The organism is Olleya sp. KKT75 (genome assembly GCF_055635485.1).
On record NZ_CM145759.1, the window covers coordinates 2,011,771 to 2,024,689 of the forward strand.

A 12,919-nucleotide genomic window follows, 5' to 3' on the forward strand; every position below is an offset into this window, starting at 1 on the left:
ACTGTCTAATAATCTCATCAAAATCTACTATTTTTGTGCCAATGCAATACACCATTTCTCATTACATACCGGAAGCGTCTTTATCTAGAGTGTTACAACTTTTGGAACATGATAATTTAATTGTATTGGTTAAAAAGGAACGTAAAACAAGACATGGAGATTATCGCAGATTACCAAATGGAAAGCATCAAATTACGGTTAATGGTAGCTTAAATAAATACCGTTTTTTAATTACATTAATTCATGAAATTGCACATTTAGAAGCATTTTCTAAATTTGGACGCCAAATTAAACCTCATGGTTTGGAGTGGAAGCAGACGTTTCAGCATTTAATGTTACCATTTATAAATCCAGAAGTGTTTCCTGATGCTATTTTACCAGCACTGGCAAAACATTTTAAAAATCCAAAAGCGTCTAGCGACACAGATGTGCAACTGGCCTTAGCTTTAAAGCAATTGGACGCACCAAATAATAAAAGCTTTATATTTGAAGTACCTTTACATCAGACTTTTAAGATACACAATGGACGTGTATTTAAAAAAGGAGCAAAACGACGGACTCGTCATGAGTGTGTTGAGGTAAAAACGGGTAAAACCTACCTGTTTAATGCCAATGCTGAGGTAGATATTATTAACGATTAAGTAAAGGCTTAATACAACAAGAAGGACATGCAAAATAAAAATTATTACGCCATATTAATGGCAGGAGGAGTAGGTTCACGTTTTTGGCCAGTTAGCACGGAAGAGTTTCCGAAGCAGTTTCATGACATGCTTGGAACTGGAGATACACTAATCCAAAAAACGTTTAGCAGATTAAGGACACTTATTCCTAAAGAGAATATTTTTATTTTAACTAACGAAAAATATAACGATTTGGTGTTAGAGCAACTTCCAGAAGTTAATCAACGTCAAGTAGTTTTAGAGCCAGCTATGCGTAACACAGCGCCTTGTATTTTGTATGCTAGCTTAAAAATACAAAAGGAAAACCCTGATGCTGTCATGATTGTTGCGCCAAGTGACCATTGGATAGAAGATGAAGACGCATTTACAACCAACGTAAAACAGGCGTTTGAATATTGTGAGACTAATGATGCATTAATGACCTTAGGAATTACACCTACATTTCCAAATACAGGATATGGTTATATCGAATGTGGAGAAGCATCAGAAGAAAAAATAAGTGACGTTATTCAATTCAGAGAAAAACCAGATTATAATACTGCTAAGCAATTTATAGCAAAAGGTAATTTTTTATGGAATGCAGGGATATTTATGTGGTCTGTTTCTAGTGTCATTAAAGCCTTTCAAGAAAAGCAACCAGGATTATATGAGTTGTTTAAAACAGGATTACCGACTTATAATACCGAGTTTGAAGACGATTTTATTAGAGATAATTACGCTAAAGCTGAAAACATCTCTGTAGATTATGCTATTATGGAATCTTCAACAAACGTCTACGTTATTCCAGCAACTTTTGATTGGAATGATTTAGGGACTTGGGGAAGTTTATATGATAAATTAGATAAAGACGAAAACAATAATGCGGTAGTTAATGCCAAAACATTAACGGAAGATGCCTCTGGAAATATGATCCGTACTAAGACCGATAAGGTAGTGGTAGTGGATGGGTTGAAAGATTATATTATTGTGGATAAAGACGAAGTTTTACTTATCTTTCCGAAGTCAAAAGAACAAGATATTAAATCAGTACTCCAAAAAGTAAAAGACAAGTACGGAGAGCATTACGGATAGGATTTAACTATGGAAGAAAACAATACGCCAAAGGAAAATAAATTTGATTTCTCTGATGAGGAGAAACAACAAGAAGCAGTAGATCAAAAAAAAGCAGCTGTTAAAAAAGATGCACAAGGGTTATTTAAGAGTATTAAAACCTTTATGCAAGAGCTACTTGATTTTAGAGAAGATACGGATAGAGATGCTACTATTGAAGCCATAAAGGCAGATATTCCTTTTAAAGGGGCAACTGCATGGATTTTAATATGCTCTATATTTGTGGCATCCATTGGGTTAAATGCCAATAGTACTGCGGTTGTAATTGGTGCCATGTTAATTTCTCCATTAATGGGGCCAATACTTGGTGTTGGGTTATCTATTGCTATTAACGATATTGATACGCTTAAACGCTCGTTAATCAACTTAGCAATTATGATTGTGCTTAGTTTGTTAACAGCCTTTTTGTTTTTTAGATTTTTTCCTTTAAGCGAGGACACTTCAGAGCTTTTAGGTCGTGTACAACCAGATATTCGAGATGTACTAATTGCCTTTTTTGGGGGATTAGCTTTAATTATTGCCCGAACTAAAAAGGGAACAATAGCATCTGTTATTTTTGGAGTTGCAATTGCTACAGCATTAATGCCACCCTTGTGTACAGCCGGATATGGTTTAGCAAAAGGCAATTGGACCTACTTTGGCCAAGCCATGTATTTGTTTACTATTAATACCATATTTATCGCATTAGCGACCTTTTTAGTACTTAAGATATTGCGTTTTCCAATGCTTAAATATGCTAATTCTGCAAAGCGTAAACGTACCGCTAGAATTGCATCATTAGTCGCTATTATTGTTATGATACCAGCTATGTTTACCTTTTTAAGTGTACTTAGAGAAAGTCAGTTTAAAGTGGATGCTAAAGACTTTATTAGCATGGAGCTAAAGTCGTTACCAAACGCTAGTTATATTCAGAAATACGCAACGCCTAATTACTCACCTACTGGAGAGTCTAATATAGAGCTGACTACTTTTGGTACAGATGTGATTTCTGACGATATGAAACACTTCTTAGAAAACAGATTACAAGAATATACATATTTAAAAAATTCTAAATTATTAATTAATCAGACTAAAAATAGACAGATTAATAACTTAGAATATATGGAAGAGTTGCGCACAAGAGACTCTTTAGACTTAATGAGTCAGCAACAGAAAATCACATTTTTAGAAGATAAAGTTAGAGAGTTGTCTAAATTAGAACAAGGTTATGTTCCGTTTGAAGAATTATCTAAAGAGGTTAATATTAACTACGAAAATATCGAGTCGCTATCTTATGCAAGCGTTGTAAATTCTAACTTTAAAAGTATAGATACGTTAGCTGTATTTCAGGTAAAGTGGAATGATAGTTTAACGAACGCTGCTCAAGTCTCTAAAGAAAAAGATAAACTATACCGTTGGTTAAAATTAAAACTAAAATTAGATACGTTAGTTGTTAAACAAACAAACTAAATTTTAGGAGATACAATAATTATATACGCTACCATTCAGATCAAAGAGAAGTATTTGTTAATACAATATTGTATTCAATTAGTCTTTCTTCTGAATGATAGTGATACTTAATCTAAGTGATGTAATGTTTATTAACCGCGTTCTTCCAAGTACATTTGACGTACTTTTTTGAATAGTTCTGAAGAGTAAACAAAGTCAGTTACTGCTTCGTTATCTGTCTTAAAGATGTCGTAGCGAGAACCTTCCCATTCTTTTAAACCATTTTTTAGAAATACAATTTTCTCTCCAATTTGCATAACAGAGTTCATGTCATGTGAGTTGATTACGGTTGTAATTTGGTATTCTTCCGTTATTTCTTTAATCAGATTATCAATAACTATAGATGTTTTAGGGTCCAGTCCAGAGTTAGGTTCGTCACAAAACAAGTATTTAGGTTTGTTTACAATAGCGCGTGCAATAGCAACACGTTTTTGCATACCTCCAGACGCTTCACTTGGCTTTTTGTGGTGTGCATCTTCTAGGTTAACACGTTTCAACACAAAGTTGACACGGTCTTCCATTTCGCTTTTACTTTGTTTTGTAAACATTTTAAGCGGAAACATAACATTCTCTGCAATAGTCATAGAGTCAAACAAGGCGCTTCCTTGAAAAACCATACCTATATCTGCTCGCATGTTTCTTTTTTCGTCTTCGCTTAATTGCGTAAATACTTTACCATCATAAGCAATACTTCCTTGTTCGTAATCAAAAAGCCCCAAGAGGCACTTTAAAAAAACGGTTTTACCAGAACCACTTTGTCCAATAATTAAGTTGGTTTTACCTTTTTCAAAAGTAGTTGTTACTCCTTTTAAAATATGAGCGTCTCCAAACGATTTGTGTAAATTTTTCACTTCTATCATTGACTTAGTAGGAGTTGAGTTAATATATAATTTAAAAGGATAATCATTACACTAGTCCATACAAAAGATGTCGTACTAGCTTTACCAACTTCTAACGCACCACCTTTCATATAATAACCATGATAGGATGGTACCGTTGCTAAGATAAAAGCAAAAATTAGTGTTTTGATAAATGCGTACGCCATATGAAATGGCTTAAAGTCTAATTGGATACCTTCTATATAATCAGGCATTGTTGCGTAACCGCCATAAACACAAGCAGCTAATCCTCCCATAATTCCTAAAAACATAGAAATTGAAATAACAAATGGGTATAGTGTTAGTGCTATAAATTTAGGAAACACTAAGTAGTTTAAACTGTTTATTCCCATAACTTCTAGTGCGTCAATTTGTTCTGTAACACGCATGGTTCCGATACTAGATGTGATAAAAGACCCTACTTTTCCTGCCATAATTATAGACATAAAAGTAGGTGCGAATTCTAGAATAATAGATTGTCTGGTAGCAAAACCAACTAAGTTTTTCGGTATCCAAGGACTGTCAATATTTAATGCTGTTTGTATTGTAACAACACCACCTACAAAAAAGGAGATAAATGCGACAATACCAATGGAGCCGATAATTAAATCGTCAACATCTTTTAGTATTAATTTTTTCATTACAGACCACTTTGTAGGCTTGCGAAACATCTCGACAACCATTAAAAAGTACGTCCCAATATAGTGTAGGTAATTCATGTTTTATTTGTTACTGCTAAAATATAAAATTCTAGTAGGTATTTAACCTTAATTTCAAATTAGATGTTTTAAAATCTGTATTTTTGACCTCTAAAATTAAATTATCCAAAATGAGAGCGATACTATCAGTATTTGTGATATGTTTTCTGTTAAGTTGTCAGTCACAAAAAAGCGTTATTAAACCTAATGTTGCAACATTAAATACACAACCTAAACTGGTTGTAGGTGTAGTTGTAGATCAGATGAGATACGATTATTTAACTAGATTTTATAATAAGTATGGAGAGGGTGGATTTAGACGTTTAATGTCACAAGGTTTTAACTGTAAAAACAATCATTTTAACTATGTGCCGACATATACAGGACCCGGACATGCTTCAATATTTTCTGGTACGACACCAAAAACACACGGTATAATTTCTAATAATTGGTACGACAAAGTCTCGGATAGTTATGTGTATTGTGCAGGTGATACAACAGTACAATCTGTAGGGACTACAAATAAAGCAGGACAAATGTCTCCGCACAGATTAAAAACAACATCATTTGCAGATGAAAATAGATTGTTTACGCAAATGCGAGGAAAAACAATAGGTATTTCTGTAAAAGATAGAGGTGCTATTTTGCCAGCCGGTCATACTGCTAATGCGGCATATTGGTTTCATGGTGCAGATGAAGGGCGTTTTATTACTAGTACTTATTACCTAGAAACTTTACCTAGTTGGGTTAAAGCTTTTAATGATACAGGTGCTGCTGAAAGTTATTTAAAGGAATGGAATACATTATATGACATCAATACTTACACAGAAAGTGGGAGTGATTTAAATATTTTTGAAGGTGGTTTTAAAGGAAAAGAAACTGCAACGTTTCCTTATGATTTAAAAGCATTGAGTAAAACCAATAGAGGTTATGATATTATTAAAGCAACACCTTACGGAAATAGTATTGTTGCAGACTTTGCAATTGCAGCCTTAGATGGCGAGATGTTGGGACAGGATAATATTACAGATGTGTTAACGGTTAGTTTTTCTAGTACGGATTATGTTGGTCATAATTTTGGTGTTAATAGTAAAGAAGTGGAAGACACTTATATTAGATTAGATAAGGAGATCGAACGTTTACTAAATGCTTTGGATGCTAAAGTTGGTAAAGGTAATTATACATTGTTTTTATCTTCTGATCATGGTGCTGTTGAGGTGCCATCTTATTTAGAGTCTGTAAAAGTGCCATCAGGATACTTTAATAATGATGCTTTTAAAAAGACGTTAAACGAGACAATCATTTCCAATTATAAAGCAGAATCGTTTATTAAAAACATAAGTAATAATCAAGTCTTTTTAGATCGTGAGGTTATCAAAGGTTATGGTTTAAACCTAATAGAAGTACAACAAGCTTTAGTGGATGTAATTATTGGTTACCCGCAAGTGTATAAAGCATATACTGCTAGTAGTATGACAAATGCTGAGTTTTCGAGAGGAGTAGAGCATTTACTTCAAAATGGGTTTAATCAAAAACGCTCAGGAGATGTATTATACGTTTTAGATCCAGCAGTTATTAGTTACAGCAAAACAGGGTCTACTCATGGATCTGCTTTAAATTATGACACTCACGTACCATTATTATTTTTTGGAAAAGGAATCAATACAGGAAGTACTTTACAACATACTACTATTCCTGATATAGCACCTACAATGTCTGCTTTATTAGGGATTAGTTTCCCAAATGGAGCGTCTGGTAAACCTTTAGAATTTGTTTTAGAAAACTAGTCTTTAGAAGACTATATAAGTCTGTTTTAGTAAAATAAGATTATAAACAACAATGCCATACTTTATTAAAAGTATGGCATTGTTGTTTAATGTAACATTAAGTAAAAAGAGGTAATACCTAGCGCCTAGTAAAAAGGTGCGTATTTATGACTTTACTATAAAGCAAAGTGATCTGTTGTTTAATGTTGTTCTAAGTAAAAGGGGGAGTGGTGTTTTCTTTTATTTTCTATAAAGGAAGTAATTGTCAACCAGCTCAATATAAGTTTCTTTGGCTTGGTCTGTTGTAATGTCTTTAATTTGAAATAAGGCATTCGCTTTAAACGCATTTATTATGCGCTTTTTACTGCTTGGGCTTTCGTAATTGTTTGTTGCCTTTTTATAATAAGCATACAAACGTAGTAGGAAATCTGCGGGAAAAGGTTCTGTATGCGCGTTAATACGCTCTACAGCATCTTCAAAAATAGTATTTAACTCTTCGGTAGTCATATGCTTACATTTCGGCAATAATACTTTCACCACCTTTAACTTTTTGGTTTAAGTTTACCTTAATCTTAGTGTCCAAAGGTAAAAATAAATCTACTCTCGAACCAAATTTGATAAATCCTGAGTCTTCACCTTGCGTTGCAGCGTCCCCTTGTTTAGCATAATTTACAATACGTTTAGCTAATGCTCCTGCAATTTGCCTGTATAAAACCTTACCGTAAGTAGGGTTGTCTACTACAACTGTTGTGCGTTCGTTTTCTGTACTAGCTTTAGGGTGCCAAGCTACTAGGTATTTTCCAGGATGATATTTACTGTAGGCCACTTGTCCGCCAATAGGATAACGTGTAACGTGTACATTTATTGGGGACATAAAAACACTTACTTGTAAGCGTTTCTCTTTAAAAAATTCAGGTTCAAATACTTCTTCTATCACAACAACTTTACCATCTACAGGAGATACAACTGTGTTGTCATTTAAAAGTGTGGTTCTTTTTGGGTTTCTAAAAAATTGTAGTATCAAAAATAAGAATACAAACAATGTGAAAAACAACAGGTATTGTAACCATTGTAGCGACACAAACTTATCTACCACCACTGCAAAAAGAGCCACCAGTAAAAAAGTAATTGCAATTATTTTAAAACCTTCTTTATGAAACATAATTTAAAATTCTTAGAAATAAATAAATAAAAGGAGCTGCAAATATCATGCTGTCAAAGCGATCCATTAGACCACCATGTCCAGGCATAATAACACCACTGTCTTTAACTTTTGCTTGACGCTTAAACTTAGATTCTATTAAGTCTCCAAGTGTGCCAAAAACGCTTATTATAACACTTAAAATTAACCAATGCGTAAAGGTTAATGTGTGGTCTGTAAAGATATAAATAAAATAGCTGGCAATACAGGCAAAAAATAAACCACCCAAAAAGCCTTCTACTGTTTTTTTAGGTGAAATACTTGGGAATAGCTTTTGCTTACCAAAATTCTTACCTACTAAATACGCAAAGGTATCATTGACCCATACTAATATAAACGATCCTAATATATAAACCGGTGTAAACTGGCCATTATGGTTTGCTATTAGTACTAAAAACACGAATCCGCTTGATAGGTAAAACGTAGTGATTATAAATCTTTTAGAACTAAATAAGGGTATTGTCTTTTCTGAAAATAAATCCTTAATTAAAAGCAATTGCACAAATAGTGTTATGACTTGCAGAATTTGTGTGGTCTCGTCTAGTCCTTTGTCAGAACTCATTACAAGTTGCCAATATCCAAATATAAAATAGAGTACTGTAAATATGATATAAGGAAAAATGCTTTTTAGTTGAATAAGTTTACAAAACTCCATTAAGCAAATAAAGCCAAACACAAAAAACAACACAATAAAAGCGTGTTGGTTTAACAGTGAGGCTACTAGCAAACTTACGTATAAGAATCCTGAAAGTGCTCTGGTAAGGGTTTCGTTCATAAAACTAAAGGTCTTCTAAAAGCAACAAATATAGGTTTTTTGCACTGCTTCCGTAAGATAAAAAGTCTTTTTCCTCTTGCATTTTAAAATGCTTGATAGTCGTAATGTTGGTGGGTATCTTCGTGGTGTTTTTATTTTTAATTTCACGTAGACCTTCTCCTATGTTTGAAACAATTTGACTTGTTGTCGCAAATACAATTACGTTGTTAGGAAATTCGTTAAGCTTTTTCTCTGCTAATTGGTTAGAGCAAACTAATAATGAGCCATCGTTGGCTATTAAGTTTTCGCAAGTGGTAATAAAATAGGTGCAATTTGATAGGCTGCTATCTGTTTTAAGTTGCGAAGATTTAAATCTGTCCTTTAAATTGGTATCGTAGAAAAATGCAGCGTCGTCTTCCCAGTTATTTTCTAGAATAATGTTGTTTAAGTTTTCAAACACTTCGTCTAGAGAATCACAATACAGGAATTTTCCACCGTTTTTTTTGAAGTTAATTGTAAAACTTTCGTCAATAGGAATGTCTTGGGTAGGCATATATCTGCCTCTTTCTTCAGACTTTAACTCTTCCTTTTTCTTCTGAGATTTAGAACTAAAAAGTTTCCTAAACAGACTCATTCGCGCGTTGCTATAATCAAAATTCCTTTATGGGATAATCAAATATAAAAAATCTTAGACTATCTGATGCGATAATCTAAGATTTTTAAATATATTATGATAAAATGATATTATTCTTCTTCCTTTGTTTCTATTTGAATTTTCTCAGATGGTTTTCTATCTATTTCAGCAAACGGACGTTTACCTAAAATTTCTTCTAAATCATCTTTAAAAATAACTTCTCTTTCAATTAGTCTTTCCGCCAAAAGTTTTAATACATCTTTTTTAGATTCTAATAAGTCTAAAGCACGTTGGAACTCAGTTTCAACTATGTTTTTGATTTCATTATCTATTAATTCAGATGTTTTTTCACTGTAAGGTTTAACAAAACCACTTTCTCCAGCTGGATCATAGTAAGTAATGTTTCCTACTTTTTCATTAAGACCATAAATCATAACCATAGCTTTTGCTTTTTTAGTTACATTTTCAAGATCACTTAATGCTCCGGTAGAGATTTCATTAAAGATTATTTTTTCTGCAGCACGTCCACCCATTGTTACACAGATCTCATCTAAAAACTTACTTGTTCTAGTTATAAATGCTTCTTGTGGTAAGTACCATGCAGCTCCTAAACTACGACCTCTTGGTACAATAGTAACTTTTACTAATGGATCAGCATGTTCTAAAAACCAGCTTACTGTAGCGTGCCCAGCTTCGTGATAAGCGATTGTCTTTTTCTCTTCAACAGAGAATAAGTTACTACGCTTTTCTAAACCACCAACAATACGATCAACAGCATCTAAAAAGTCTTGCTTTTCAACAGCTTTCTTATCATGTCTTGCAGCAATTAAAGCAGCTTCATTACATAAGTTTGCGATATCTGCACCAGAAAAACCAGGTGTTTGTTTTGATAAAAATTCAACATCTAGTCCTGCTACCTTTTTAAGTGGCTTAAGGTGTACTTCAAATATTGCTTTACGTTCTGTTAAGTTTGGAAGATCAACATGTATTTGTCTATCAAAACGTCCAGCACGCATTAATGCATTATCTAATATATCTGCTCTGTTGGTTGCAGCTAATACAATAACGTTTGTATTGGTTCCAAAACCATCCATTTCTGTTAGTAATTGGTTTAACGTGTTTTCACGCTCGTCATTACTACCTGACATTGCATTTTTACCTCTGGCACGTCCTATGGCATCAATTTCATCAATAAAAATAATAGCAGGTGATTTCTCTTTAGCTTGCTTAAATAAGTCTCTAACACGAGAAGCTCCAACACCAACAAACATTTCTACAAAGTCAGATCCTGATAGAGAAAAGAAAGGAACTTTAGCTTCTCCAGCTACTGCTTTTGCTAATAACGTTTTACCTGTTCCTGGAGGTCCTACTAGTAAGGCTCCCTTTGGAATTTTTCCACCTAAGTTAGTATACTTTTCAGGATTTTTTAAGAAATCTACAATCTCTTGTACTTCTTCTTTTGCTCCTTCTAAACCAGCAACATCTTTAAAGGTTGTTTTAACTTCAGAATTTTCGTCAAAAAGTTTCGCTTTTGATTTTCCGATATTAAATATCTGTCCACCAGCTCCACCACCTCCTCCAGAGGACATGCGACGCATTATAAATACCCAAACACCAATTAATAATATAAATGGTAAAAGGCTAAATAGTAATTCTCCCCAAGGGTTACTGTCTATGCTAAAAGTTAATTCGGCAGCTTTGTCTTTTCCTATTTCCGAGTTGATCTCTTTTATAGATTCTTGAAATAAAGCTAAGTCACCAAATTGAAATGAATAATTTGGAAGTTTAGCTGTTGTTGGAAAAATAGACGTTGGCTTAGACTTTTTATGTTCTTCTTTGGCTTCGGCTTCTTTTCTTAGGTAAACTTTTGCAGTAGTTTCGTTTATGATATCTACTTTTTCTACATCACCAGATCTTAAATATTCGAAAAATTGAGCAGGAGATGTTTTGCTTGTAGTGTCTGCGCTACTACCAAATACCTGAAGTGCTATGAAGAAAATAATAATACCTCCATAAATCCAATACGGATTAAATTTAGGTTTTTTTGGTGCTACTTTTTTATTTTTATCAGCCATGTATTGATTTTAATAGTTTGTTTCGATAACAGTTACTTTGGCATCTCCCCAAAGACTCTCTATATCGTAATATTCTCTAATTTGTTTCTGGAAAACATGTACCACAACGTTAACATAATCCATAAGTACCCACTCAGCATTGTCTTCACCTTCAATATGCCAAGGTTTGTCTTTAAGTGCTTTACTTACTTTTTTCTGGATTGCGCTAACAATAGCGTTTACTTGTGTGTTTGAAGTCCCTTCGCAAATTACAAAGTAGTCACAAACAGTATTTTCAATTTCTCTTAAATCAAGAATATTTATTTCTTTTCCTTTTACATCCTCAATACCTTCAACTATTGTTGAAATTAGGGCATCTATGTTTGGTTGTTCTTTCGACATTAATTATATTTAAATTTGTGCAAAGTTATTATTTTTAAGTTCTTTATACTCTAAAAAAATCATAAGATTTTATAATACGAAGATAAATATTAAATATGCGTATAATCAAACTTAATGCCACCGATTCTACAAATAGGTTTCTTCGCAATCTAAGTTTAGAAACTCCGGTCAAAGATTTTACTACAGTTGTTACTAACGACCAAACTAAAGGGCGTGGTCAAATGGGGACGTCGTGGCAATCACAACCGTTCCAAAACCTTACCTTTAGTGTGTATAAGCAGTTTGGTGCTGTGCGTTTTGAAGATCAATTTAAGATTAGTATGGTGGTGTCTTTAGCTATTGTAAAAGTATTAGAGCGCTTAAATATTCCTAAATTAAGTATAAAGTGGCCAAACGACATTTTGTCAGCAAATAAGAAAATTTGTGGTGTGTTAATTGAAAATGTCATAAAACAAAACCGTATTGAGTCTTCAATAGTTGGTGTTGGTTTAAATGTCAACCAAATAAAATATGATAATTTACCTCAAGCGAGCTCCTTAAAAAGTATTACTGGTGTATATTATGATTTAGATGAAATACTACAGTTGATACTTAATCAATTAAAAACAGAAATGGCTTTTATTGAAAATGATACGTTTGCAATTCAAGAAACTTACGAAGAGTATTTATTTAGAAAAGAAAAACCTTCAACATTTGAAAAAGCTGAAGGTTTGTTTTCTGGTATTATAAAAGGGGTTTCTAAAGAAGGTTTATTAAAAGTAATGGTCGAGGACCAAATTCTAGAAACCTTTGATTTAAAAACTATTAAGCTATTGTATTAATTGCTTTAGGCATATTAGTAGCTAAAGTTTCGATAAATTTATTGATAGGACCTTTAATCATCATAGCCATCATTGCATTAAATTCGCCTTCAAAAGTTAGTTGTACTTCACTTTTGTTAGCTTCAATTTCAGTAATATCTGCAATTAAAGAAAAGTCTAATTTACCTCCCGCAGCGCCAAGTACTATTCTGCTATTAGGTGTCATTTCTTTCTTTTTTAAGACTATTTCTGGCATTCCTTTTAATGCAAACAAAAATTTGTCTTCTCCTAATACTTCAAACTTGCTTATGTTTTCTGGCATTAAGGTTTCAAAGTTTTTTACATCGCTTAAAAAATTAAACGTGTCTTCTGTAGATTTATCTAAGGTTGCTTTTGGGCTTTGTAATTTCATTATATAATGGTCTTTATTTTATTAAAATTGTATTGTACTAAA

General features: G+C 33.1%; 14 protein-coding genes. 5 read left to right on the forward strand and 9 right to left on the reverse strand.

What is annotated here, in order from left to right:
* The first annotated feature begins 41 nt into the window (after nucleotides 1–41).
* Genes ACZ2G2_RS08780 through ACZ2G2_RS08790 form a run of 3 tightly spaced genes read left to right on the forward strand, consistent with a single transcriptional unit; the run spans nucleotide 42 to nucleotide 3,239 of the window.
* The gene (locus tag ACZ2G2_RS08780; protein ID WP_470391849.1) at nucleotides 42–641 is read left to right on the forward strand and encodes a SprT-like domain-containing protein; all 600 of its coding nucleotides are present in this window, start codon (nucleotides 42–44) and stop codon (nucleotides 639–641) included.
* A 27-nt stretch (nucleotides 642–668) separates the two neighbouring features.
* Entirely contained in the window at nucleotides 669–1,751 is a 1,083-nt protein-coding gene (locus ACZ2G2_RS08785; protein WP_470391850.1) for a mannose-1-phosphate guanylyltransferase, read from the forward strand.
* A 9-nt stretch (nucleotides 1,752–1,760) separates the two neighbouring features.
* On the forward strand, nucleotides 1,761–3,239 hold the full coding sequence (locus tag ACZ2G2_RS08790) for a DUF389 domain-containing protein (protein ID WP_470391851.1): 1,479 nt from the start codon (nucleotides 1,761–1,763) through the stop codon (nucleotides 3,237–3,239).
* Nucleotides 3,240–3,370: 131 nt separating this feature from the next.
* Here ACZ2G2_RS08790 and ACZ2G2_RS08795 read toward each other — a convergent pair whose 3' ends face one another.
* The gene (locus ACZ2G2_RS08795; protein ID WP_281847950.1) at nucleotides 3,371–4,138 is read right to left on the reverse strand and encodes an ABC transporter ATP-binding protein; all 768 of its coding nucleotides are present in this window, start codon (nucleotides 4,136–4,138) and stop codon (nucleotides 3,371–3,373) included.
* A complete protein-coding gene (locus tag ACZ2G2_RS08800) occupies nucleotides 4,135–4,875 on the reverse strand; it encodes an MlaE family ABC transporter permease (RefSeq protein ID WP_090841537.1) in 741 nt (246 codons plus the stop codon). The genes ACZ2G2_RS08795 and ACZ2G2_RS08800 overlap by 4 nt, the downstream gene beginning before the upstream one ends.
* Nucleotides 4,876–4,985: 110 nt before the next feature.
* Here ACZ2G2_RS08800 and pafA point away from each other — a divergent pair, with 110 nt between their 5' ends.
* Nucleotides 4,986–6,641, forward strand: a complete 1,656-nt coding sequence (gene pafA, locus ACZ2G2_RS08805) for an alkaline phosphatase PafA (RefSeq protein WP_470391852.1) — start codon at nucleotides 4,986–4,988, stop codon at nucleotides 6,639–6,641.
* Nucleotides 6,642–6,860: 219 nt separating this feature from the next.
* Here the strand turns inward: pafA and ACZ2G2_RS08810 are convergent, their stop codons facing one another.
* From ACZ2G2_RS08810 to rsfS, 6 genes are all read right to left on the reverse strand, one after another.
* Nucleotides 6,861–7,127 (reverse strand): acyl-CoA-binding protein, encoded by a 267-nt coding sequence (locus tag ACZ2G2_RS08810; protein ID WP_090841533.1) that lies wholly within the window; start codon nucleotides 7,125–7,127, stop codon nucleotides 6,861–6,863.
* A 4-nt stretch (nucleotides 7,128–7,131) separates the two neighbouring features.
* Complete coding sequence (locus ACZ2G2_RS08815) at nucleotides 7,132–7,782, reverse strand: phosphatidylserine decarboxylase family protein (RefSeq protein WP_090841531.1); 651 nt, start codon at nucleotides 7,780–7,782, stop codon at nucleotides 7,132–7,134.
* A complete protein-coding gene (locus ACZ2G2_RS08820; RefSeq protein ID WP_090841528.1) occupies nucleotides 7,772–8,596 on the reverse strand; it encodes a phosphatidate cytidylyltransferase in 825 nt (274 codons plus the stop codon). The genes ACZ2G2_RS08815 and ACZ2G2_RS08820 overlap by 11 nt, the downstream gene beginning before the upstream one ends.
* 4 nt (nucleotides 8,597–8,600) lie before the next feature.
* Entirely contained in the window at nucleotides 8,601–9,209 is a 609-nt protein-coding gene (locus tag ACZ2G2_RS08825) for an LUD domain-containing protein (RefSeq protein WP_090841527.1), read from the reverse strand.
* Nucleotides 9,210–9,319: 110 nt separating this feature from the next.
* Nucleotides 9,320–11,284: an ATP-dependent zinc metalloprotease FtsH gene (ftsH, locus tag ACZ2G2_RS08830; RefSeq protein WP_090841525.1), complete on the reverse strand. Its 1,965-nt coding sequence runs from the start codon at nucleotides 11,282–11,284 to the stop codon at nucleotides 9,320–9,322.
* A gap of 9 nt (nucleotides 11,285–11,293) precedes the next feature.
* A complete protein-coding gene (gene rsfS, locus ACZ2G2_RS08835) occupies nucleotides 11,294–11,665 on the reverse strand; it encodes a ribosome silencing factor (protein ID WP_090841523.1) in 372 nt (123 codons plus the stop codon).
* 95 nt (nucleotides 11,666–11,760) lie between these two features.
* Between rsfS and ACZ2G2_RS08840 the strand changes: the two genes are divergently transcribed.
* Nucleotides 11,761–12,486, forward strand: a complete 726-nt coding sequence (locus ACZ2G2_RS08840; protein WP_470391853.1) for a biotin--[acetyl-CoA-carboxylase] ligase — start codon at nucleotides 11,761–11,763, stop codon at nucleotides 12,484–12,486.
* On the opposite strand, the gene ACZ2G2_RS08845 is transcribed toward ACZ2G2_RS08840, so the two are convergent.
* Complete coding sequence (locus ACZ2G2_RS08845; RefSeq protein ID WP_090841520.1) at nucleotides 12,470–12,877, reverse strand: orotate phosphoribosyltransferase; 408 nt, start codon at nucleotides 12,875–12,877, stop codon at nucleotides 12,470–12,472. The two genes, ACZ2G2_RS08840 and ACZ2G2_RS08845, sit on opposite strands and share 17 nt — an antisense overlap.
* Between the last annotated feature and the right edge of the window lie 42 nt (nucleotides 12,878–12,919).